The organism is uncultured Alsobacter sp., assembly GCF_945952055.1.
GTDB lineage: Bacteria > Pseudomonadota > Alphaproteobacteria > Rhizobiales > Beijerinckiaceae > Alsobacter.
Genome location: NZ_CAMFHB010000031.1, coordinates 25,196 through 46,657, shown reverse-complemented (window position 1 = coordinate 46,657; position 21,462 = coordinate 25,196). Strand labels below are relative to the sequence as shown.

Here is a 21,462-nt window from a genome sequence, read left to right as displayed (position 1 = left end):
TTCGTGAGGGCGCGGCCTCAAGCCGTCGCCGGGCACCCCGCCATCGTCTTCAACTCGTCGGAGGCGATGGCGGCCAGTTGCCGCAGGATGATCCGCTGGCCGAGGTTCATGATCCGCGGCGCGTAGTCGAAGATGCACACGGTCCCGATGCGGACACCCATGGGCACGACCATCGGAGCGGCGGCGAAGAAGCGGACCGGCTGGCCGTCGACCTTGGGCGCGAAAGGCCGATAGCGGTCGTGCGTCTCCAGGTCGTCGAACGCCACGACGTCGTCGCTGTCGATCACGTGACGGCTCATGTCCTCTGTCCCGTCGATGCGGGACCCGTCGGCGCCGTACCGGCCGACGACGTAGGGAAGGTCTTCCTCGAACAGCGTGACGACCGCGCAGGGCACGCGCAGGTGGGCCATGGCGACCTTGGCGATGTTGTTCATCGCGGGGATCGCGGTTCCCCTCGGCATCCGCAGGGCCTTGAAGGCCCTCAGGCGGACCGGAGCCGGCTGGGGCTCCCTAGGGGCAGTCTCGGACATCGTGACAACAGCTCCAGGAGCCCTCATGGCCACGGGCCACGGAACTCGACCTTGCGTGCAGGATATGACTGACGAAGCGACGAAATCGCGCTGCGACGACGGTGGCAACATTGGCAATCCGTCGTCAGAGGCCGCTGTGTAATCGTTTGCGAAATCGTGCAACGAAGCGAATGCGTCCTGTTCTATCGCGATTGCGACATGTTCGTCGCATGTCAGATAGAGCTTTTGCGCATATCAAAGGTCCAAATGCGACTATTGCCTGCTCTTACGGCATGGCTGGAGCTCTTTCAAGCATTCCGTGCAAACCTTCGAAGATGTTGGATTCACGCCAGGAAGTGCCTCCGGCGGCGCCAAGCGGTTAACGCGTCAAGGAGCCGGATTTTGCGGCAGCCAGCGTACCGAGCCAGACAAAACTGCCGCGAGAGTTGCAATTTACACCCATTTAAAACATCAAGCGCATGGTGGGACAAAACAACCACCGAAAGCCATCTCCATGTCTCGCCTTTCCATTCGGGCGCTTCTTTCCGCGTCCGTAATAATCCTTGGTTGTCTCGTCCTGTCCCAGGGCGCGGCCTCATTCTTTTCGCTCAAGAGCGTCCTGACTTATCAGCGTCAGATTGCCGGCGACTGGCTGCCCTCCGTGCGCGCCCTCGGCGACCTGCGCTACCAGATGATGCTGTACCGGCTGCGCGTGGCGCGCCTCGTCGCTGCCCGTGACGCGAAGCTGTTCGAGACCACGCTCGGCACGGTTGCCGCCGCCCAGCGCAACTTCGACGAAGCCGCCCGCCGCTACGAAGGTCTCGTGTCCTCGGACGACGAGCGTGCGCTGTGGACCTCGTTCCAGTCCGCGTGGACGAACTATCTCTCGCTGGAAAAGCCGGCGATCGAGATGGCGCGGGCCGGTGACTACGACGGCGCCTGGCGCCACCTGAACACCGTGGCGCTGCCCGCGGCCCAGAAGGCCCAGGAGTTCCTCGAGAAGGACGTCGACCTGAATGCCAAGGGTGCGGACGCCGACGTCGAGCGCGCGGCGACCGTGGCAGACCGGTCCGAGGCGATCAACGCGGTGATGCTGGCTCTGGCTCTCGCCGCGGTCGGTGCCACGCTGTGGCTCGTGCGCCGGCGCATCATCGCGCCCATCGGGGCCATCACCGGCGCCATGGAAACCATGTCGGCCGGCAATCTCGAGGCCAGCGTTCCCCACGCCGACCGCAGCGACGAGATCGGCCGCATGGCCGGCGCGCTCGCCGTGTTCCGCGAGAACGCCCTGCGCGTGCGCGCCCTCGAGGAGGAAGAGCGCAAGCAGGCCGCCGAGCGCCTGCGCCGCGCCCAGTCGATGGTCGAGGTCGTGGGCGAGGTCGGCGAGGTGGTTCGCCGTGCCGCCGACGGCGACTTCTCGGCCCGCCTGCAGATTGCCTCCGACGATCCGGAGATGGGCAAGCTCGTCACCGGCATCAACGAGATCAACCGCGTGGTCGACGACGCCACCGGAGAACTCGCCCGCGTCCTCGGCAAGGTGGCCCAGGGCGACCTGACGGAGACGATCACGACCGACTATCGCGGCCGCTTCGGCGAACTCAAGTCGGCCCTCAACGACACGGTGAGCCGCCTGTCCGACACCGTCGCGACCATCCAGGCCACCGCGCGTGACGTGAGCACCGCGGCCCAGGAGATCAACAGCGGCGCCAACGACCTGTCGAACCGCACCGAGCAGCAGGCCTCCTCGCTGGAAGAGACCGCCGCCACGACCGAGGAACTGGCCGCGTCCGTGAAGGCGTCGTCCGCCTCCTCGCGCCACGCGGTGAGCCTCGCCGAGCGGGCCACGGCCGTGGCCACCGAGGGCGGCGACATCGCGACCAAGGCGGTCGACGCCATGTCGCGCATCGAGAGCGCCAGCCAGAAGATCTCCGACATCACCGGCGTGATCGACGAGATCGCGTTCCAGACCAACCTGCTGGCCCTCAACGCCGCGGTCGAAGCGGCCCGCGCCGGCGATGCCGGCAAGGGCTTCGCGGTGGTGGCGTCGGAAGTCCGCACGCTGGCACAGCGCTCGTCGGAAGCGGCCAAGGAGATCACGGCGCTGATCAACGCGTCCGTGTCCGAGGTCGGCCAGGGCGTGCAACTCGTCCGCTCGGCGGGCGATGCGCTCGGCAAGATCGTGGAGGCCTCCCAGAAGGTGACGGCGACGGTGACGGATATCTCGACGGCCGCGGCCGAACAGGCCAACGGCATCGACGAGATGAGCCAGGCCGTCGCCCACATGGACGAGATGACCCAGCAGAACGCGGCTCTGGCCGAGGAGAGCGCCGCGTCGGCGTCCTCGCTCACCGACCAGATCGGACGGCTGGGCGACCTCGTGGCCACGTTCCGCGTCCGCGGATCCGGCGCGTCCCAGGCCGGCGCCACCCGCGCGTCCGCTCCGGGGAGGGTCGCCACGAAGGCGTCGCCCGCGCCCCTGCGCAAGGCCGCCGGCGGAAGCCGCTGGGAATCCTTCTAAGCCCCCAAGGCCGGGGCACGCCGATCGGCGGTGTGCCCCGGCCTTCACCAAGGTTGCCTTTGCTGCTCCTGATGGAGCAGTCCACGGCCCGCATCGGGATCGGCCCACGCGAGACACTTGGGCCCACAGTCGTTTCGTACTCGCACGACAGTGCCTCGCCACCCGAGACACTCTCAGGCCCTGCGTCCCGCGGCATCCCGCCTCAGCCGAACCCCGGCTCTTGTTCCTTGCTCATCCGATCGATCGGCCGGAACGCGGCTTGCGCGAGCCCGCCACTTGGGCGACCTCGGCTAAACCTCACAGTGCACTGCACAATTTAGCTCGGGCCTGAGCTCAATCTAAGCTCGGCCAGCAATCCTCGGACGACCCGTTGCCGGTGGTCAACGTGCCTCGACCGTGTCTTAACGGCCACGTTCGCGGTGGTTGTGTTTAAGCCATGTCACTCAAATCGTTGACCTTCGCAAATGTTCAGTTAGTGTTAACGAAGGGTTTCGGCGTGCTGGCAACGAGTTGGGTGGGGTTGAAATGTGGGAGCGGTCCGCCGCAAATGGATCGTTGGCTGGGACCCTTCGCATCCTCCAGGTTGCGCATAAATTCCCCCCTTACATGGGCGGGATTGAGACGCATGTCATGGAAGTGTCCCGGCGTTTAGTCGCCATGGGCCACGACGTGACCGTTCTGACGACGGATTCGTCGGGTTCGCTGCAGCGCAGCGAAGTCGTGGACGGCATCAAGGTCCGCCGGGTGCCGGTGGTGCGGGGGTCCGGCGACGCCCTGCTCGCGCCGCGGATCTATTCGGCCGTGTCGGAGATCCCGTGCGACGTCATGCACGTCCAGGGTTTCCACACCTTCGTCCCGCCGCTGGCCATGGCCGCGGCCGTCCGCAGCGACATTCCCTTCGTGGCGACCTTCCACAGCGGCGGCCACTCCTCGCCCTTGCGGCATGCCGTGCGGGGACTGCAGCGGCTGGCCCTGAAGCCGCTGCTCCTGCGTGCCGCCCAGCTGATCGGCGTCTCGGAGTTCGAGGCCCGCCTCTTCGCCAACGGGCTCGGCGTTCCGGTGCCGAGCGTGCGCGTCGTCCCCAATGGCTCGCAGATGGCGCCGCCCGCGACCGTCGCCAGCCCCGACCCGGACCGCCCGCTGGTCGTGTCGATGGGCCGCCTCGAAAAGTACAAGGGCCATCATCGCGCCATCGACGCCTTCGTCGCGTTCCGCAAGCTGCGGCCGGGCGCCACGCTGCGCATCCTCGGCGAGGGACCCTACCGGCAGGCGCTGGAAGAGAAGGTACGGCGGCTCGGACTGGAGGGCGAGATCACGATCGGCGGCATCCCGCCATCCGAGCGCGGCGCCATGGCCGATCTCCTCTCGCGGGCCGCGCTGATCCTGTTCCTGTCGGAATACGAGGCCCATCCGGTGGCCGCTCTGGAGGCCATCGCGCTGGGCCGCCCGGCCCTGGCGACCAATGCAACCGGCTTCATGGAAATGGTGGAGCGTGGCGAGGTCGCCGGCGTCGCGCCCGAAGCGACGCCCACCGAGGTCGCACGGGCCATGGTGGAAACCATCGAGGCGCCGGCGCGCGGCCGCCCGCAGATCAGCGACTGGGACACCTGCGCCCGCACGCTGCTCGACATCTACCGCACCGTCGCCTCCCGCCGTCCGGCGGCCGGTGGGGCGCCGGGAGACGCCTCCCTGGCGAAGGACGCGGCATGATCAGGTTGTCCTTCACCCCTCCGGACGACGGCGCCGTGCGCAACGGGTGCCGCGTCGCGCTCGTGATCACGGCCGTGGTGCTGGGCGTTGCCGGGGCTTCGGCCCTCGCCCAGGGCGTCGCGCAGTCCCAGAAGGAGCCCGCCAGCATCGCCGACCGCTGCATGGCCGATGCCACCGCCTCCGAGACCGCAGCGGCCGATGGCGAGGTCGTCGAGGCCGGCGACCGGATCAAGCTGTCCGTCTTCGAGATCCTGCAGCAGCAGGACGACAAGTGGGGCGCCGACAAGTCGCGGCTGCAGGCGCCGGCGCGGGGCTTCCAGCTGCGTCCGGAACTGTCGGGCGAGTTCCAGGTCCAGCAGGACGGCAGCATCGTGATGCCGCTGTTCGGGACGGTCCGGACGGCGGGTGCGCGCGGGCCGGTCATCCAGAAGACGCTGGAGTGCACCTACCTCGCGGTCATGGGCCGTCAGGCGACCGTGAGCGTCGTCGGGCTGGCGAAGCGGCCGGTGTTCGTGGTCGGCCCCGTGAAGAAGGCCGGCAGCTTCGACTTCGCGCCCGGCATGACCGTGATCCAGGCCCTGGCGCTGGCCGGCGGGCTCGAGCGGACGAACGGCGACGCCCCGCCGTCGACGGAACTCGCCCGCGAGACGGAACGCCTCCAGCAGGCGGTGGACCGCGCCGTCCGCAACCTGGCGCGCGCGACCGTGCTGGCCAACGAGGCCGGCATCGCGACGCCCGACACGGCGCAGGATCTCGCCGCGCTGGCGGGCCCGCAAAGCACCGCCGCCCTCTCCGACGAGGCGAACGGGCGCCGGCTCGAGCAGTTGTCCCGGCGCAACCAGGAAAAGGGCCTCGAGGCCGCGGCCAAGGCCGCCATCGCCGAGGCCCAGGCCCGCAAGATGCGGGTGGACGGCCTGAAGTCGGCGGTCGCGCTGCGCCGCGAACGGGTCGCTGCCCTCAACAAGCTCGTGAGCAACGGCTCGGCCAGCCGTCCGATGCAGATCCAGGCCCAGGCCGAACTGAGCGACGCCGAGGCGCGGCTCAGCGAGACGCTGTCGGCCATCGCTCAGGCCGAGGAGCGCCTGGAACGGACCCGCCAGGACCTCGCGCAGCTGCGCCTGCAGTCCAGCGTCGCCCTGCAGAAGGACCTCACCACGGCTCGGACGGAGGCCCGCAAGGACCTGCAGGAGACCGACGGCGTGGTGGCGGTGATCAAGTCGCTCGTCCGCAACCAGACCGCGACGGCCGGCTCCCCCGACTTCGTGATCGTTCGCCGCCAGGGCAACGCGGTCACGACGCTGCAAGCCACCGAGACCACACCCCTGAAGCCCGGCGACGTGCTGCAGGTCGTGACAGGGCCGCAACGCGGCCACGCAGACACCACCAACTAACAAACCCGCACCCAACTGGTACGCGACAGGACGATCGACATGCCGAACGCATCGGAATTTCCCCTACCCAGAGTTTCGGTGGTCATTCCGACGCTGAACGAGTCCGAAAACCTGAAGGCGCTGATCCCGCGGCTGCCGCGCTGGATCCATGAGCTCATCATCGTCGACGGACGTTCCACCGACGGCACCGTGGAGACGGCGCGCCGCCTGTTTCCCGACGTGCGCATCGTCTACGAGATGCGCAAGGGCAAGGGCGTGGCGCTGACGCGGGGCTTCGACGCGGCCACGAGCGACATCATCGTCATGCTCGACGCGGACGGCTCCATGGCCCCCGAGGAGATCATCCTGTTCGTCGGGGCCCTGCTCGCGGGCGCCGACTTCGTGAAGGGCTCGCGCTTCCTGCAGGGCGCCGGCACGGTCGACATGACCTATTTCCGCATGTTCGGGAACTGGTGCCTGACCAAGGCCGTGACGCTGCTCTACGGCGGCTCCTTCTCGGACCTGTGCTACGGCTACATCGGCTTCTGGCGCAGCCACTGCAACGCGCTGCGTTCGGAGGGCACCGGCTTCGAGATCGAGACGCTGCTCAACATCAACGCGCTCAAGAACGGCCTGAAGATCGTGGAGGTGCCGAGCTTCGAGGCGCATCGCCTGCACGGCGAGAGCAACCTGCGCGCCCTGCCCGACGGCTGGCGCATCCTCAAGGTCATCCTGGGCGAGCGCCTGGCCGGACGCCGGATCCCGCGCGACGCGTCCAATCCGATCTGAGCCTCGCGGCAGGCCAGGCGGTCCCGCGACCATGTCCGCAAGCACGGTCACGGCACGCTCCAGCGGGCTCTTCAGGCTGTTCGGCCTGGGAGCCTCCGGGCCGATCGACGAGGCCGACCCCGCGGCCTGCCACGCCCCCTGGTACCCGGTTGCCGCGCTGCTCGCGGCGCTCGGCCTGCTGCTCGCCGCCTTCGCCGCCAACCAGAGCCGGCAGGGCGGCGCCGGCGCCTTCGAGCTGTTCTACGGCGCCGTCTTCCTGATCGTCTTCCCGGCGGCGCTGAACCTGATCCTGCCGCACACGTCGCGGGGCGACCGCATCGCCACCTTGATGGCCCTCACGCTGGGGCTCTTCGGCCTGCGCATCGTCCGCGCGCCGCTCTATTTCATCGACCACGACGAATACCTGCACTGGGACATGGCCCAGAACCTGATGGAGACCGGGCGGCTGTTCATCGTGAACACCCTGTTCCCCATCGGCCAGAACTTCCCCGGGCTCGCCATCCTCACGGCGGCGCTGGGCGAGATGTCGGGGCTGTCCATCCATGCCGCGGGGCTGCTGATCCTCGGCGCCGCGCGGGTGGTGTTCGTCGGCAGCCTGTTCCTGTTCGCCGAGCGCCTGACGCGTTCGGCGCGGGCGGGCGGCCTGTGCTGCCTGTTCTACATGGCCTGCAGCACCTTCGTGTTCTTCGACACGCACTTCGCCTACCAGAGCATCGCCCTGCCGCTGATGGCCTTCGTCCTGTGGCTCGACGTGCGCATCCGCGACGCCCGGCCCGCGGAGGCGCTGCTGCTGCTCCTCGTGGCGCTCGCGACGCTGATGGCGATCAGCGCCACCCACCACATGACGTCCTACGCCACGGCCGCGATCCTGGTGCTCGTCGCCGTCTTCGAGATCCGACGCGGCACGCCGCTGCGCCAGTTCGCCCGCAGCGCGATCCTGGCCTATGCGGCCGTCACGATGCCGCTGCTGTGGTCGTCGTCGGCGCCCGCCAGCAACAGCTCCTACCTGGGACCACTGCTGTCGAACGGGTTGAACGACCTCCTGGCCATTCTCCAGTTCGAAATGCCGCGCAAGCTCTTCACGGGACAGGACGGCGAGGTCGCGCCGCTGTGGCAGCGGGTGGTGACGCTCGGCTCCGTCGCCCTGATCTCGGCCGGGCTCGGCATCGGGTTCGTCAAGAGCCTCGCCTGGAACGGCCCGCCGCTGCCGGCGCGCGGGGGCCTGCTCGATTTCCTGCGCTACCTCCTTCTGCAGAGCCGGGGACGCCAATTCGTCATCAGCGCGCTGGCGATCGGCTTTCCGCTCAGCATCGTCTTCCGCCTCACGAGCACCGGCTGGGAAATCGGCAACCGCATCACGCCTTTCGCCTATCTCGGCGTCGGCCTGGTCCTCGCCAACCTCACTGCCACGACGCTGCAGGGCCGCTCGAGAAGCCCGCTGCGCGCCGCGGTCCTGGCCGCGGCTGCGGGCATGGCCATCGTGGGCGGCATCATCAGCGGCGAGGGCCGCCTCGTGCTCGTGCCCTCGCGCTACCTCGTCTCGGCCGACGCGGCCTCCGTCGAGCCCATGGGCATCGATGCCGCACGCTGGACACGGGAATGGCTCGGCCCGCGCCAGCGCTTCGCCGCCGACCGCATCGCCAGGCTCCTGCTCGCCGTCCACGGCCACCAGCAGGTGTCGACCACCCTGCACCACGGCTACGATGCCGGGCAGTTGCTCACCGCGCCGGCCCTCGGGCCCACCGAGCGCGACATGCTGCACCGCCTGGAGCTGGACTACATCCTGGCCGACCTGCGGCTCACGACCGGCCGCTCGCTCGTGGGGACCTATTTCGACGGCGGCCTGTCCGACCAGATGCTGAGCGGCCCGCCCTCCCCGCGCGCCTTCCTCAAGTTCAACGACGAACCCGGCGTGCACCGCGTCTTCGACAACGGCCATGCCGTGATCTACGACGTGAGGGCCCTGCGATGAGCGGCGCCCTTCACGACGTGATCCTCGCCGTCGTCGGCGGCGCGCAGGCCGCCGTGGCCACCGCCCTCGTGCTGGTGCTGCCCGGCCTCCTCCTCTTCGCGGGAGTGGCCGGACGGCGCGGCCAGCGGCTCGAATGGATCGTGTCGAGCCTGGCCACGAGCCTCGCCGTCACCGTCCTGGCCGGTCTCGTCCTGAACAGGCTGCCGGACGGGCTGGTCCCGAGCGCGTGGTGGACGGCGCTGTGCACGCTGTGCGGCTTGGCCGCACCGGTCGGTCTCCTGCCGTTCCGCGAGGCGCGTACCGGCCCGCCGCCGGCGCCAGCGGCCCCTGGGTCGCGGGCGCGGCTCGCGGTGGTGGCCTTGTCCATCGCCATCGCCGCCGGAGCGATCTGGCTGGCGCGCAGCGGGGCCGAGGCCCATCGCGAATATGCCTACACCAATCTCTGGATCGTGCCGGAGCCGGGGCCTGGCACCGCGACCGCCCTGGTGGGCATCGAGAACAAGGAACAGGCGGAGCAGGTCTACGCGCTGGAAATCATGGCCAACGGCGCCCTCGTTGGTCTGGTCCCCGACATCCGGCTGGGGCCGGGCGAGCGCGTGGTCCGGCCCATCGTGGCGCCGCGGCAGCTCGCCGGCGAGGACATGATCGAGGCCCGGCTGTTCCTGGCCGAACGTCCCGACCTCGTCTACCGGCGGGTCTGGCTGAGGCTCGCCGCCGCCCGCCCGTCGGACGTCGCCGCGCGGACGGTTCCATGACCCGGATGGCGATCGCGTCCGATGACCTCGAGATAGGCGGCGGCCACCGCGTCGATCTCGTAGGCGCGCAGGGCCTGCCGCTTGTCCTGCGCGGGCACGGGGCGCACGTCGAGCCGCCGCTCGACCGCGGCGACGAAGCCGTCCAGGTCGGCCCGGGCGACGCAGTCCCCGAACCCCGCCCCGGCGGTGAGGTCGGCGACGCCGGAACAGCTGTCGGTGGTCACCACGTCAGCGCCGCAGTAGAGCGCCTCGATGACGGTCATGGGCAGGCCCTCGTAGTCGCTGGTCGACACGAAGAGCCGGGCGCGGGCGAAGAAGGCGAAGGGATTGGCCGAGAAGCCGGTGAAGTCCACCGCGTTCTCCACGCCGAGCCCGCGCGCCCGATCCTGCAGATCCGACAGCAGCGGCCCCTGCCCGAGGATGACGAGGCGCACGTCGCGCTGCCGGCGCAGCCGTGCCAGGGCCTCGAGCATCATGGGATAGTTCTTCTGGGCCGTCAGGCGCCCGCAGGCCACGAGCACGTCATGCGTCCCGTCGAGCCAGGAATGCCGCGGGTCGGCCGCGATCCCCGCCAGCAGCTGGGCGGGGTCGAGCGGATTGGCGACCACGGGGAAGCGCTCCGGCGTGGCGAGCGCCCCGGGGATGCTGTCCTTCACGCTCTCCGACACGCAGAACACGGCGGCCGCTCGCCGGTAGAGCCAGGGGGCGGCACGCCAGGCCAGGCGCACCAGCGGCGAGCCCACGTCGGCGCCGGCCCGGCCGAAGTCGTTGTGCTCGACGCAGAACACGGAAGGGCCGCGCGCCAGCGCCGCGGCGGCGAGCGTGACGACGTTGACGTGGGTGAGGTGCGACAGCACCGCGTCGGGCCGCGCGGCGCGCAGGTGGCCCGCGAGGTGGGGAATGGCCTGGAACATGCGCGCCTTGCCCAGGCACGTCACGGTGACGGCGCCGTCCACGAGCGGACGGTAGGGCCCCTCCTCCGACAGGCAGACGATCTCGGAACGGTGGCCGAGCCTGGCGAAGGCATTGGCCAGCAGCACGCTGACGCGCTCGGCGCCGCCGCCGCGGAAGTCGTGAATCACCGTGGACAGATACATGCGGTGCGTGTTCCTGCGGGCCGGCCTGGGCCGGTCTCTGACGGGGCTGCGACGGCAGCGCTGAAGCCGTCGCCGGTGGCGCGGACGATAGAGCATGCCGCCGAGCGGAGGAAACCGGGTCGTGCGGACAATCTCGCGGCGGGGCGCGCGCTCGCCGCCGCGGCGCTCGCCGTCCTGGTCGGGACGGCATCGCCGGTCCTCGCGCGCGATCCGCTGCGCCAGCCCTTCGCGACCGACAGCATCTGGAACATGCCCATCGGGTCACAGGCCCGCTACGTCGACCCGCGCCTGCCCTTCGACCTGATGGGCCGCAACACCAAGCTCACCAAGCTGGACGAGGAGATCATCGTCCTGCGGCCGGACGCGCCGCTGACGCCGATCCACAAGAACGAGGCCGGCTGGACCGGCCGCAACCGATGCGAGCCGCAAGGGCCGGAACTCGGACAGATCCCGCTGCCGGACGATTTCGTGGTCCCCGACAACCGGGAGAACGGCTCGGCCGCCATCCTGCTTCCGGACCGCCGTACCGTCGTGCAGGTGCAGCCCCTGACGCGCTGCAGGGCCGGCGGCCCGGCGACGGCCCTCGTCGCCTTCTCGCCGCTCGACCTGTACGGCCCGGGGATGACCGGCGCCCATGGCGGAAGCAACCTGTCGGCGCTCGGCGGGTCGCTGCGGGTCGGCGAACTGCGTCCGGGCGGCCCCGCGCCGGCCCATGCCCTGAAGCTCCTGGTGGATGCGCGCCTCGCCCTTTACCCCTGCAAGGCGGCCCAACACTGCTTCCGCTGGCCGGCCAGCACGGCGGACGACTATGCCGTGGGCCGCTACGGCAAGGACAACCCCGGTGCCGTCGCGGCGATGCGCATGGGGGCTCTCCTCGCCATTCCCCAGGATGCGGACCTCGCCGCGCTGGGCCTGGAAACGGAGCCCGGCCGCCTCCTCGCCTCGACCCTGCAGGGCTATGGCGCCTATGTGGTGGACGACAGCTTCGGCGACGGGTTCGGCTTCACCGCCGAGACCGGCCCGGACGGGCGCTTCGCCACGCAGTTCCGCAAGGACCACGGCTTCGACTTCGTGACGCGCCTGGGCGACGCCACGCCCTGGTCGCGGGACGCGGCGCGGTTGCTGAAGGCCCTGCGGGTGGTCGACAACAACGCGGCCGTCTCGGTGGGCGGCGGTGGAAAGCCGATCCGGCCGCTGGCCGAAGAACTCGTTCCTCCGGCCGCGGTGAAGCGCCCATGACCGACGCAACGCCGGCATGGCGCCGCCTGTCGCTGCAGTCCCTCGCCGGCCACGCCTGGCTCGGCCATGCTTCGCTCATCCTGCTCAGCCAGGTCCTCGCGGCGGGCCTCGGCGTCGTCTACTGGGTCGTGGCGGCGCGGTTCTATCCGGCCGAGACCGTGGGCAAGGCTTCCGCCGAGCTGTCCTTCATCTTCCTGCTCGGCACGGTCGCGGAGCTCGGCCTGCGCAGCGCGCTGGTGCGCTATCTGCCGCAGCACCCCGGCAACGGTCGCCGCCTCGTGCTGCAGTTCGCCGGGCTCAACGCGGCCGCCGCCCTGGCGATCTCGCTCGCCATCCTGGTCGCGCCCTGGCGATGGCTGGCCGACAGCTGGGTCAACACGCCCTGGCTGGCGGCGGCGACGCTGGTCTGGACGCTCTATTTCGTGCAGTCCGGCGCGCTGATCGGCCTGCGGCTCACCAACCACTTCCTGGTGCAGAGCCTGCTCTTCAACGCCGGCAAGCTGGCCCTGCTGCTGGCTTGCGCCCTGCTCGCGGTTCCCGGAGCGGTCGTGATCTCCTGGTTCGCCACGGCGCCGCTGATCGCGGCCGCCTACTGGAGCCTGACGCTGCGGCGGGCCGATTCCGGGCGTCTGGCGGGAAACCCGCCCATGCCGCTGCGCGACATGGCGGGCCTCGTGTCCCTGGATTTCGCCGGGTCGCTCCTGGCCGAAACGACACTGCGGCTGCTGCCGCTGCTCGTGCTGCGGCTGATCGGAGCGGCAGAGGCGGCCTATTTCTACCAGGCCTTCCTGGTCGCCAGCATGCTGCGGCTGGTGACCTCGAGCCTGGTCGCGTCCTTCACCGTCGAGGGGGCGCGCGACCCGTCCCGGCGGCGGGACTTCAGCCGGCGCATGATCCTGATCGCGCTGGTGCTGTCGGTGGCCGGGAGCCTGTTCCTGCTCGCCTTCGGGCACTGGATCATGCTCGTCTTCGGGCGGGACTACGCGCTGAACGGCACCGTGGCCCTGTGGCTCATGGGGGCGAGCGCCGTACCCTACGTCATCAACGCCTGGTTCATAGCCCATGCGAGACTGATGGGGCGCGGCCGCGCCATCCTGGTCAACGAGGCGGCGCAGTTCGTCTTCACCTTCGTGCCCGTGGTGCTGCTCGTCCCCAGCCTCGGACTGACCGGCGTCGGCCTGTCCTGCCTGATCGGGCAGATCGGTCCGGCGCTGCTGGCGCTGGGCGACCTTCGCCAGGTTTTCAGGCCCGACATCGTCGGACGCCAGGACCGCCCTCGCGAGCCCTGACCGTCACCTGACGCCATGACCATTCCAAAGCGCCAGCTTCGCCTCATTGACGGCGGTTTTTGCATGCCCTTAACGCCGGCCGGCCATGATGCCCGCCGGCAAGGGACATGGACGACGCATGCTGACGCGCAGACATCTTCTCACCCGCGGCCTGGTGGCCGGATCGGCTGGCGGCCTGGGGATCGGCACTGCGGGGGCGGCAGCCCTGGACACGATGGGCGATGCCGTCGTGACCCATTACGACATCCACCCCGCGGGCTGGCCGGCCGACCTGCCGCTGCGGGTGGCGGCGATCGCGGACATCCATGCCTGCGAGCCCTGGATGACGATCGAGCGGATCGAGGGCATCGTCGCGGCGACGAACGCGCTCGCCCCGGACCTCGTGGTGCTGCTCGGCGACTACGTCGTGGCGCACCGCAAGATCACCGCGAAGGTTCCCGATGCGCAGTGGGCCAAGGCGCTGGGACGTCTTTCGGCCCCCTGCGGCGTGCATGCGATCCTGGGCAACCACGACTGGTGGGACGACCCGCGCGCCCAGGCCCGTCTCGTGCCGCTGCCCGCCGCCGCGGCGGCGCTGGAGGCGGAGGGCATCCGCGTCCTCCACAACGACGCCGTCCGCCTGACCCACCGGGGGCGCAGCTTCACCGTGGCGGGGCTGGGCGACCAGTTCGCGTTCCGTCCGCGGCACGACTCGCCGGCCTGGGGCTCCGGAGGCACCGACGATCTGGAGGGCACCCTGACGAAAGCCCGGGGCGACGGCCCCATCCTCCTGCTCGCCCACGAGCCGGACATCTTCGCGGAGGTCCCGGCCGACGTCGCCGTGACGTTCAGCGGGCACACCCATGGCGGCCAGGTGCGGATCGGCGGGTTCACGCCCGTCGTGCCGTCGCGCTACGGCTCGCGCTACGTCTACGGCCACATCGTCGAGGACGGCCGCAACCTCGTCGTCTCGGCCGGGCTTGGCTGCTCGTGGTGGCCGGTGCGCTTCGGCGTGCCCGCCGAAATCGTGCTGGCCACGATCGGCGGCGGCGCGGCCGCGGTCTAGCCCCGGCGCATCGCCCGGCGGACCACCCGCCACGCCGCGGCGCGGGTGCGATCGAACGTCATGCGCAGGCTCGCGTCGTCGCCGTCCAGGAGCTTGCCGAAGGCGTCCAGGCCGGTGTCGCGGCGCACGATCAGGCGCGCGAGCGCGAAGCGGTCGTCGCCCGGAAAGCTCGTCCGATAGCGGACCGCGCAGGCCGCCGCGAAGCCCGCCTCCCGGACGATCTCCCGCGCGCCCTCGTACAGCCCGAAGGGGTAGGCGAAGGTCGTCACCGGCGCGCCCAGCATGTCCTCGATGCGGGCCTTCGACCCGGCGACCTCGTCGTGCAGGCGGTCCGGCGCGAGGGCGTCGAGCCGCGGATGGGTGCGCGTGTGCGCGCCGATCTCGATGCCCGCCGCGTGGGCCTCGCGCACCGCGGCCGCGTCCATGAGCGGCCGCCCGCCCTCCCCCACGTCGTCGAGCCAGCGGCTCGTCGCGCCCACGAGGTCCGACACCACGTACTGCGTGGCCACGAGCCGGTGGGCCGCCAGCACGGGCAGTGCGTGGCTCATGAAGTCCTTGAAGCCGTCGTCGAAGGTGACGACCACGGGCCGGGCGGGCAGCGCCTGGCCGGCGACGAGCCGCACGGCCAGATCAGCCACCGTGAGCGTGGCATGCCCCAGCTCCGCCAGCAGCGCCATCTGGGCCGAAAAGTCCCCCGGACGCACGGCGAATGGCCCGAAAGAGCCATCGGCGGCCTCGCTGACGCTGTGGTACATCAGGATCGGGATACGCATGGGCTCCTCGGGTCGGGGCGCATGACCGACGTCAGGCGGTCGTCGTCGCCCCGGTGCATAGCGCAGCGGGGAACGAGGCGCGATTCTTGCGAGTCGCCGGACTCGAACATTGATAAAAATTTAGGTAAGCTGAATGAGCAACCACAAGAGGAGCGTTTAGGCTTGAACATGATCGTTAAGGACGACACCCGACCGCTCGTCACGGGCCCGGTCGCCGCCCCCACGGTCTCGTTCGTGATCTGCTGCTACAGCGACGAACGGTGGTCCCTGCTCGTGAAGGCCATTCGCTCCTGCCTGGCGCAGGATCCTCCCGCGCGCGACGTGGTCGTGGTGGTCGACTACAACCCCAATCTCCTCGCCCGGATCAAGGAGCTGTTCCCCACCGTCGTGGCCGTGCCCAATGCCGGCCAGAAGGGCTTGTCGGGAGCCAGGAACACCGGCATCGCGAACGCCACCGGCTGCCTCGTGGTGTTCCTCGACGACGACGCGGTCGCCTCGCCGAGCTTCGGGGCCCGTCTCGCCGGCCCCATGTCCGACCCGAAGGTGATCGGCACGGGCGGCATGTCGGTCCCCGCCTTCGAGGACACACCGCCGCGCTGGTTCCCCGAGGAGTTTTACTGGACGGTGGGCTGCACGCATCGTGGCGTGCCGCGGACGGCCCAGGTGGTCCGCAACCCCTTCGGCGGCGCCATGGCGATCCGCCGCGAGGCGTTCGAGCGCGTGGGCGGCTTCCGCAGCGACCTCGGCCGGATCGACGCCATTCCGCTGGGCTGCGAGGAGACCGAATGGTGCATCCGGGCGGCCCAGGCCACGCCGGGCGGCATCTTCATGCACGAGCCGCAGGCGGTGATGCACCATTTCGTGCCGCTCAAGCGCCTCACCTGGTCCTATTTCTTCAGCCGCTGCCTGGCCGAGGGCTACTCCAAGGCGATGGTGTCGCGCTTCGTCGGCGCCGAGGATGGCCTCAGCTCCGAGCGGTCCTACGTGGTGCGCGTGCTGACGCGCGGCGTGCTGGAGGGGATTCGCGACACGCTGAAGGGCGACGTCTCGGGGCTCGGCCGGGCCGCGGCCATCACGTCCGGACTGGCGGTCACCACCTATGGCTACGTGCGGGGGAGGCTGTCGCGAGCCATCCGTGAGCGGGTCGACAATGCGGGCAAGGCGCCGCCGATCGCGCGCCGTTACGCGCAGGAGGGAAGCCCGGCCGGCTGAGCGCGGGGATGGCGAAGCCAGCCCCCTCGGGTCAGGACGCCTTGGGCCGACACTGCTCACGAAGGGTGCGGATGTCGTCGCGCAGGGCTTCGACCTTCAGCCTGCGATAGGCGGCGGTTTCAGGATCGGCATCCGGGACCGTCGCGTCGAGCTCCGCCTCGGCGTCGGCCAGATGCGCGTCGAGCGCGCGCAGTACCTGCGGCATGTCGAACGCCTCGAAGGCCGGCGCCCGGTCCGGCCACTCGGGTCCGCCGTCCGGTCCCGGCCCAGGCCGCGGCATGGCCAGCGGCGGCAACGCCCCTCCGCCCACGCCACCGGCTGCCGACGCAGCCGCCTGCGCATCGACGCGCGGGGCGAGGCCCAGAGCACGCGCCCAGTCGAGAAGGACATCGTAAGCGCTTCGACCCATCGCTTCCTACACGCAGCTCACCAACACGACCACGCCGGGCCGTCCGTCAGGCTCGCATGCCCAGGTTAATCCACTCTGCACACGCCGCCCGACACCACGCCACCACTGTCGGCGCGCAAGATGTCCACATCGCGGCGCCGGCGCGCAGGAATGATGGTGCGCTGCCGGCTGCGGAATGACCTGGAAGGGGGGGTGCTGTTCCCTCCCCCGCCGCCCCAGAAAACAGTGGAACGACGGGACGACCGATCGGCGCAGTGCTGGCTGCGTCGGGCGGATCAGGGTGGCGGTGCTCGCAACGACGGCAGAGTGCAGGACGCGACGCGTCAGGGGTAGACGATCTTCTCGCCGATCACCGGGATTTCCGGCGGCGCCAATCCCAGCGTCATCAGTTCTGTCCCGGTCTCCGTGATCAGGAGCAGGTCCTCGGTATGGAAAGCGCTCTTCTCGTCGTCGAAGGTCGAGGGCTCGACGTTGATCAACATGCCGGGCATGAGCCGGGTCTTCTCGCCGGCCTTGAGCATGGGCTTCTCGTGAAGCTCGATGCCGAGGCTGTGGCCGACATGCGGCATGTAGAAGATGAGCCCATGCTTGAGCATCATGTCCCGGCAGAAGAAGAAGACCTCCTCGGCCATGATCCCGGGCTTGATCATGTCGATCGTCGCCGCCTCGACGTCGAGCAGCTTGCGGTAGGTCTCGCGATGCTTCCTGGTCGGCTCGCCCGTGGAATAGGTGCGGGCAAAATCGCTGGACCATGAGCCGTAGGCAGCGCCGACGTCGAAGCGGATGACCTCGCTGACGGCCGGGGTCACGCTTTCATAGGCGCCGGCGTGGAACAGATGGGCCTTCTTTCCGCTGCCGAAGGACATGAAGGTGATGCCGTCGGCACCGTTGTTGATCATGTTGTTGGCGATGCGGTTGCACATCGTGCGCTCATTCTCGCCGAGGCGCGCCGCCTCCATCGCGTCCAGGACGGCGCGATGAGTGTCCCTGGTGGCGCGCGTGATGATCTCGATCTCATCCGGCGTCTTGAACGAACGCAGCGAGGCCACCGCCTCCGCGGTGTCGACGAAAGTGGCGTGCGGCAGGCGGTTGACGAGCTCGAGATAGGCGGAGGCGGGAAGGTAGTCGAGGTCGAGCCCGATGCGGCCCTTGTCGAGGCCCCGTTCGCGCAGGCCTTCGGCCAGCGGCTCGACGGGGTGCTGCTCGAACTCGACATAGGTTCGGATGTCCGTCATCCAGCTTTCGGCGGTGGTGAGCGCGCGTTCCAGGCTGCAGGTGACCAGGAACGGCCCTCCCCCGTGGGCCGGTATCACCGCGAAGCCAAGGCGCGACCGCAACCGCACGGACACGTGGCCTCCGCAGATGAACGTATAGTTCTCCGGGCTAACCCCGATGACCGCATCGAGGCCATACTCGGCGAGCACCTTGTCGAGGCCCGCGGGCCGCTGCTTCTTCTTCATCGATCCGTTTCCCTTTGCGACGATCAGCGGCCGGCGTAGCCGACCGGCTTCTCGAGGTTCTTGCGCACGATGTTGCCGAGGAACTGGACGACCGAGACGGACGTCTCCCCGTCGAGCCCATCGACCAGAAACTCGCCCGAGAAGGCCATCGCCTCCAGCACGCCTGCCTCGAAGGCGCGACGAAGGATCCGCTCCTCCATGTCGGGGGCATGCATCAGATCGGCGCGGCCGAGCAGGAAAGCGAGGCAGGCTTCCACGCCATAGCTGCCCCAGTTGGAGTTCATCGCCGGCAGCACGAGGTCGGCGGCGACCGTGGTCGCGATGCGATCCCCGTGCGGCATGGTCGCCACTACCGTGTCGTAGATGGCGCCGAAGCCGAGCTCGTTGCCGTGATCGCCGATGCCGATGGTGAGGGCGCCCGTCCGGGCGGCGGCCGGCATGATGCCGGACATGTCGATCAGGCCCTCGTTGATGGCATTGGGGCCCGACAGAGGCAGGCCTTTGGCCGCATAGATGGCCCCATCCTTGCCCGGCGCGAGCCTTTCGACGCCGATGACGGCGGCGGGGCGCATCTCGGCGACGCAGTGATCGATCCACGCCGCAACCGCGGCCTGTTCGGGGGGCGGCGAGACGATGGCCGCACCGAGGCGCTGGTCACGCGCATGGGCGAAGCTGCGCAGGCCGAGGCCCGCCGCCCGCGCACAGGCCTCCATGACGTCGACATGGTTGGGCTCGACGACGAAGACCGGGACCGCTCCGAGGCCCTTGTAGAGGACGCGGCCCAGCGCGGCGGCGCCCGGCGGCCCGTCGCTCTCGCCCTTGGGCATGGTGGGCAGGTAGCCGGCGCCCGTGACCAAAAACACCGTGTCGCCGGGCTTGATCCGCTCTCGCAGCCGTTCCGCGATGACGGCCGTGAGCGGCCGGCCGCCGGCCAGCCTTCGCGCCGCCTCGTAGAGCGGTCGAAGGATGCCGTGAGGACCACCGCGATTCTTGACCTCGATCGTGATCAGCTGGTCGACGGCTTCGCCGATGATGTCAGGCATCAGACCCTCGTTGGTTTCGTGCAGTGAGTCAGCGCTTCTGCAACAGGCGGATCGCCCATGGCGGGCCGCGGCCCTCGCATGGATGGTGGTGGCGTGCTCTCTGCGAAAAGCCGGATCCCACCTTCTCGCAGCATGCTTCAGCGCCCGACGAGGATTTTCCTGTCCATGCGCGACACGAGGCGCACGGCAGGCCAGAGGATGACCAGGTAGATGAGTGCAGCGGCCACCAGCGGCGTCGGGCTGAACGTCGCGCCCTGGGCGATGCGCGCGTTGCGCAAGAGCTCCGGGATGGCGACGATGGACGCCAGCGACGTCGACTTGATGAGCTCGATGGCATTGCTGGTGAGGGGCGGAAGCACGTTGCGGATCGCCTGGGGCAGCACGACCCAGCGCATGGCCTGCACGAGCGAAAGCCCCGTGGAGCGCGCCGCCTCGAGCTGGCCCTTGGGCACCGAGACGATGCCGGCGCGAAAGATCTCGCCGAAGAAGGCCGATCCGTTGAGGACGGCGCCGAGCGTGAACGCCGGCAGCTCCGATAGCCTCACCCCGAGAAACGGCATGCCGAAGAAGATGAAGATGATCAGGACCAGAGGCGGAAACGACCGGAAGAAGTCGATGTAGACCATCAGGGCCGCGTTGAGAGGGCGAACGCGCAGGGTGAACAGGGCTGCGACGAGGAGCCCGCAGGCCATGGAGGCCGGCACGATGGCCAGCGACAGGCCCAGCGTGAGCACGATGCCGTGCACGAGGTACGGCCAGGACTGCTGGAGCGCGTCCGCGTTGAAGAACGCGTCGATGAGGTTGTCCATGGCTCAGCGCCCCCACCGGTAGCGGCGCTCGAGCAGGCGCGAAAGGATCGTGAACGGCACGAACAACGCCAGATAGAGCAGCGCCGCCAATGTGAGAGGTGTCGGGTTGGCGTAGATCGCCTGCTGGCTCGAGGCGACGTTGAGCATTTCCTGCACCGATACGGCCGAGGCAATCGCCGTGTTCTTGGTCACGGCGATGGCGCGGTTGGTGAGCGGCGGGATCACCATGCGGATGGCCTGGAACAGCACCACGTAGAACAGCGTCTGCAGCGGCCCGAGGCCGGTGGATCGCGCCGCCTCCCACTGCCCCTTGTCGACGGCGGTGATGCCGGCCCAGATGATTTCCTCGGCGAAGGCGGCGAGCACCAGCGCCAGCGTCACGACCGCGCTGGCGAACGGCGGCAAGGTTACGCCCACCGACGGAAGCGCGAAATAGATCAGCATCAGCACGACGAGCGCCGGGATGGCGCGGAAGACGTCGACGAAAATCACGATGAGCACGTTCACCGGCGCGAAGCGGAAGCTGCGCACCACGGCGAGCAGGAGGCCGAGGCCGATGCCCAGGACGACGACCAGGACGCCCATCTGGACCGTCACCAGCAACCCCTGAAGGAGTTGTGGCAACGCCAGCATCATGACGGGCATGTTGAAGAAGTAGTGCGCGAACTCCTGCATGGCGGGGACTTCAGCGGCCCAGAACGCTGGCGAGGAACTCGCGCAGACGCGGACTTTCGGGCTGGCCGAAGATCCGCGACGGGTGTCCCTGCTCGACGATCTTGCCGCGGTCCATGAAGATCACGCGGTCGGCGACCTCGCGCGCGAACCCCATTTCGTGCGTCACGACGAGCATCGTCATGCCCCGGGCCTTCATGTCCTTGATGACTCCCAGAACGCCAGCGACGAGTTCCGGATCGAGGGCCGAGGTCGGCTCATCGAACATCATGAGCCGCGGATTGAGCGCCATCGCCCGCGCAATTCCCACGCGCTGCTGCTGGCCACCGGAGAGTTCGCCCGGATAGGCGTCGAACTTCATCTCCAGGCCCACCGCCGTCAGGGCAGCCTCGGCCTGCAGGCGCGCAGCCTCCCTGGACAGGCCGATCACCTTGCGCAGGGCGAGCGAGACGTTGTCGCGGGCCTTGAGGTGCGGGTAGAGGTTGAAGTTCTGGAACACCAGGCCGATGTCCCGGCGGATGGCGTTGAGCTTGGCGCCCCGCGCGGTGACCTCCACGTCGCCCAGCATGACGCGCCCGGACGCCGGTTCCTCCAGCCGGTTCACGCAACGCAACAGCGTCGACTTGCCGGAGCCGGACGGACCGATGATGGCAATCACCTCCCGCTCGGCCACCGTGAGCGAGACGTCGTCGAGAACCATCAGCGGGCCGAAGCGCTTGCTGAGGTTCTCGATCGTGAGAAGCGGGCCCGACGTTGCGGGCACCGCATGCGGCATGCTCATGACTGCAGCG

19 protein-coding genes are annotated in these 21,462 nt (G+C 69.5%); 10 read left to right on the top strand and 9 right to left on the bottom strand.

Annotated elements, in window-relative coordinates:
• Positions 1–17: 17 nt before the first annotated feature.
• Positions 18–530 (bottom strand): GAF domain-containing protein, encoded by a 513-nt coding sequence (locus Q0Q47_RS20600; RefSeq protein ID WP_293864002.1) that lies wholly within the window; start codon positions 528–530, stop codon positions 18–20.
• A gap of 493 nt (positions 531–1,023) precedes the next feature.
• On the opposite strand from Q0Q47_RS20600, the gene Q0Q47_RS20595 reads away from it, so the two are divergent.
• From Q0Q47_RS20595 to Q0Q47_RS20570, 6 genes are all read left to right on the top strand, one after another.
• Positions 1,024–3,027 carry a methyl-accepting chemotaxis protein gene (locus tag Q0Q47_RS20595; RefSeq protein WP_293863999.1) on the top strand — a complete coding sequence of 668 codons (2,004 nt, stop codon included), beginning with the start codon at positions 1,024–1,026 and terminating at the stop codon, positions 3,025–3,027.
• A gap of 525 nt (positions 3,028–3,552) precedes the next feature.
• The gene (locus Q0Q47_RS20590) at positions 3,553–4,737 is read left to right on the top strand and encodes a glycosyltransferase family 4 protein (protein ID WP_367278279.1); all 1,185 of its coding nucleotides are present in this window, start codon (positions 3,553–3,555) and stop codon (positions 4,735–4,737) included.
• The gene (locus Q0Q47_RS20585; protein WP_293863993.1) at positions 4,734–6,128 is read left to right on the top strand and encodes a polysaccharide biosynthesis/export family protein; all 1,395 of its coding nucleotides are present in this window, start codon (positions 4,734–4,736) and stop codon (positions 6,126–6,128) included. The genes Q0Q47_RS20590 and Q0Q47_RS20585 overlap by 4 nt, the downstream gene beginning before the upstream one ends.
• A 39-nt stretch (positions 6,129–6,167) precedes the next feature.
• Positions 6,168–6,896, top strand: a complete 729-nt coding sequence (locus tag Q0Q47_RS20580) for a glycosyltransferase family 2 protein (protein WP_293863990.1) — start codon at positions 6,168–6,170, stop codon at positions 6,894–6,896.
• Positions 6,897–6,927: 31 nt separating this feature from the next.
• Positions 6,928–8,868, top strand: a complete 1,941-nt coding sequence (locus Q0Q47_RS20575; RefSeq protein ID WP_293863987.1) for a hypothetical protein — start codon at positions 6,928–6,930, stop codon at positions 8,866–8,868.
• Positions 8,865–9,623 carry a hypothetical protein gene (locus Q0Q47_RS20570; RefSeq protein WP_293863983.1) on the top strand — a complete coding sequence of 253 codons (759 nt, stop codon included), beginning with the start codon at positions 8,865–8,867 and terminating at the stop codon, positions 9,621–9,623. The genes Q0Q47_RS20575 and Q0Q47_RS20570 overlap by 4 nt, the downstream gene beginning before the upstream one ends.
• Here the strand turns inward: Q0Q47_RS20570 and Q0Q47_RS20565 are convergent.
• Positions 9,554–10,720: a glycosyltransferase gene (locus tag Q0Q47_RS20565; protein WP_293863980.1), complete on the bottom strand. Its 1,167-nt coding sequence runs from the start codon at positions 10,718–10,720 to the stop codon at positions 9,554–9,556. The two genes, Q0Q47_RS20570 and Q0Q47_RS20565, sit on opposite strands and share 70 nt — an antisense overlap.
• A 75-nt stretch (positions 10,721–10,795) precedes the next feature.
• On the opposite strand from Q0Q47_RS20565, the gene Q0Q47_RS20560 reads away from it, so the two are divergent.
• From Q0Q47_RS20560 to Q0Q47_RS20550, 3 genes are all read left to right on the top strand, one after another.
• A complete protein-coding gene (locus Q0Q47_RS20560) occupies positions 10,796–11,959 on the top strand; it encodes a hypothetical protein (RefSeq protein ID WP_293863977.1) in 1,164 nt (387 codons plus the stop codon).
• On the top strand, positions 11,956–13,248 hold the full coding sequence (locus tag Q0Q47_RS20555; RefSeq protein ID WP_293863974.1) for a hypothetical protein: 1,293 nt from the start codon (positions 11,956–11,958) through the stop codon (positions 13,246–13,248). Before Q0Q47_RS20560 ends, Q0Q47_RS20555 begins: the two co-directional genes overlap by 4 nt.
• Positions 13,249–13,366: 118 nt before the next feature.
• A complete protein-coding gene (locus Q0Q47_RS20550) occupies positions 13,367–14,293 on the top strand; it encodes a metallophosphoesterase (protein WP_293863971.1) in 927 nt (308 codons plus the stop codon).
• Here Q0Q47_RS20550 and Q0Q47_RS20545 read toward each other — a convergent pair.
• The gene (locus Q0Q47_RS20545) at positions 14,290–15,066 is read right to left on the bottom strand and encodes a polysaccharide deacetylase family protein (RefSeq protein WP_293863968.1); all 777 of its coding nucleotides are present in this window, start codon (positions 15,064–15,066) and stop codon (positions 14,290–14,292) included. The genes Q0Q47_RS20550 and Q0Q47_RS20545 overlap by 4 nt on opposite strands.
• A gap of 168 nt (positions 15,067–15,234) precedes the next feature.
• Between Q0Q47_RS20545 and Q0Q47_RS20540 the strand changes: the two genes are divergently transcribed.
• A complete protein-coding gene (locus Q0Q47_RS20540; RefSeq protein WP_293864104.1) occupies positions 15,235–16,278 on the top strand; it encodes a glycosyltransferase in 1,044 nt (347 codons plus the stop codon).
• A 31-nt stretch (positions 16,279–16,309) separates the two neighbouring features.
• On the opposite strand, the gene Q0Q47_RS20535 is transcribed toward Q0Q47_RS20540, so the two are convergent.
• The 6 genes from Q0Q47_RS20535 to Q0Q47_RS20510 all read right to left on the bottom strand — a co-directional run bounded on the left by Q0Q47_RS20535 (position 16,310) and on the right by Q0Q47_RS20510 (position 21,452).
• Positions 16,310–16,687 carry a hypothetical protein gene (locus Q0Q47_RS20535; RefSeq protein ID WP_293863965.1) on the bottom strand — a complete coding sequence of 126 codons (378 nt, stop codon included), beginning with the start codon at positions 16,685–16,687 and terminating at the stop codon, positions 16,310–16,312.
• A gap of 323 nt (positions 16,688–17,010) precedes the next feature.
• Positions 17,011–18,147 carry a Xaa-Pro peptidase family protein gene (locus Q0Q47_RS20530; RefSeq protein WP_293863962.1) on the bottom strand — a complete coding sequence of 379 codons (1,137 nt, stop codon included), beginning with the start codon at positions 18,145–18,147 and terminating at the stop codon, positions 17,011–17,013.
• 23 nt (positions 18,148–18,170) lie between these two features.
• Positions 18,171–19,190 carry a glutamate cyclase domain-containing protein gene (locus Q0Q47_RS20525; RefSeq protein ID WP_293863959.1) on the bottom strand — a complete coding sequence of 340 codons (1,020 nt, stop codon included), beginning with the start codon at positions 19,188–19,190 and terminating at the stop codon, positions 18,171–18,173.
• 137 nt (positions 19,191–19,327) lie between these two features.
• The gene (locus tag Q0Q47_RS20520) at positions 19,328–19,999 is read right to left on the bottom strand and encodes an amino acid ABC transporter permease (protein WP_293863956.1); all 672 of its coding nucleotides are present in this window, start codon (positions 19,997–19,999) and stop codon (positions 19,328–19,330) included.
• A gap of 3 nt (positions 20,000–20,002) precedes the next feature.
• On the bottom strand, positions 20,003–20,674 hold the full coding sequence (locus Q0Q47_RS20515; RefSeq protein ID WP_293863953.1) for an amino acid ABC transporter permease: 672 nt from the start codon (positions 20,672–20,674) through the stop codon (positions 20,003–20,005).
• A gap of 10 nt (positions 20,675–20,684) precedes the next feature.
• Positions 20,685–21,452, bottom strand: a complete 768-nt coding sequence (locus tag Q0Q47_RS20510; protein WP_293863950.1) for an amino acid ABC transporter ATP-binding protein — start codon at positions 21,450–21,452, stop codon at positions 20,685–20,687.
• Positions 21,453–21,462 lie beyond the last annotated feature (10 nt).

Coding starts and splice junctions, on each gene's coding strand:
- Q0Q47_RS20515 (WP_293863953.1), bottom strand. CDS start 20,674: ATGCAGGAGTTCGCGCACTACTTCTTCAACATGCCCGTCATGATGCTG.
- Q0Q47_RS20565 (WP_293863980.1), bottom strand. CDS start 10,720: ATGTATCTGTCCACGGTGATTCACGACTTCCGCGGCGGCGGCGCCGAG.
- Q0Q47_RS20595 (WP_293863999.1), top strand. CDS start 1,024: ATGTCTCGCCTTTCCATTCGGGCGCTTCTTTCCGCGTCCGTAATAATC.
- Q0Q47_RS20540 (WP_293864104.1), top strand. CDS start 15,235: ATGATCGTTAAGGACGACACCCGACCGCTCGTCACGGGCCCGGTCGCC.
- Q0Q47_RS20520 (WP_293863956.1), bottom strand. CDS start 19,999: ATGGACAACCTCATCGACGCGTTCTTCAACGCGGACGCGCTCCAGCAG.
- Q0Q47_RS20555 (WP_293863974.1), top strand. CDS start 11,956: ATGACCGACGCAACGCCGGCATGGCGCCGCCTGTCGCTGCAGTCCCTC.
- Q0Q47_RS20570 (WP_293863983.1), top strand. CDS start 8,865: ATGAGCGGCGCCCTTCACGACGTGATCCTCGCCGTCGTCGGCGGCGCG.
- Q0Q47_RS20600 (WP_293864002.1), bottom strand. CDS start 530: ATGTCCGAGACTGCCCCTAGGGAGCCCCAGCCGGCTCCGGTCCGCCTG.
- Q0Q47_RS20525 (WP_293863959.1), bottom strand. CDS start 19,190: ATGCCTGACATCATCGGCGAAGCCGTCGACCAGCTGATCACGATCGAG.
- Q0Q47_RS20590 (WP_367278279.1), top strand. CDS start 3,553: ATGTGGGAGCGGTCCGCCGCAAATGGATCGTTGGCTGGGACCCTTCGC.
- Q0Q47_RS20580 (WP_293863990.1), top strand. CDS start 6,168: ATGCCGAACGCATCGGAATTTCCCCTACCCAGAGTTTCGGTGGTCATT.
- Q0Q47_RS20510 (WP_293863950.1), bottom strand. CDS start 21,452: ATGAGCATGCCGCATGCGGTGCCCGCAACGTCGGGCCCGCTTCTCACG.
- Q0Q47_RS20575 (WP_293863987.1), top strand. CDS start 6,928: ATGTCCGCAAGCACGGTCACGGCACGCTCCAGCGGGCTCTTCAGGCTG.
- Q0Q47_RS20550 (WP_293863971.1), top strand. CDS start 13,367: ATGCTGACGCGCAGACATCTTCTCACCCGCGGCCTGGTGGCCGGATCG.
- Q0Q47_RS20585 (WP_293863993.1), top strand. CDS start 4,734: ATGATCAGGTTGTCCTTCACCCCTCCGGACGACGGCGCCGTGCGCAAC.
- Q0Q47_RS20545 (WP_293863968.1), bottom strand. CDS start 15,066: ATGCGTATCCCGATCCTGATGTACCACAGCGTCAGCGAGGCCGCCGAT.
- Q0Q47_RS20530 (WP_293863962.1), bottom strand. CDS start 18,147: ATGAAGAAGAAGCAGCGGCCCGCGGGCCTCGACAAGGTGCTCGCCGAG.
- Q0Q47_RS20535 (WP_293863965.1), bottom strand. CDS start 16,687: ATGGGTCGAAGCGCTTACGATGTCCTTCTCGACTGGGCGCGTGCTCTG.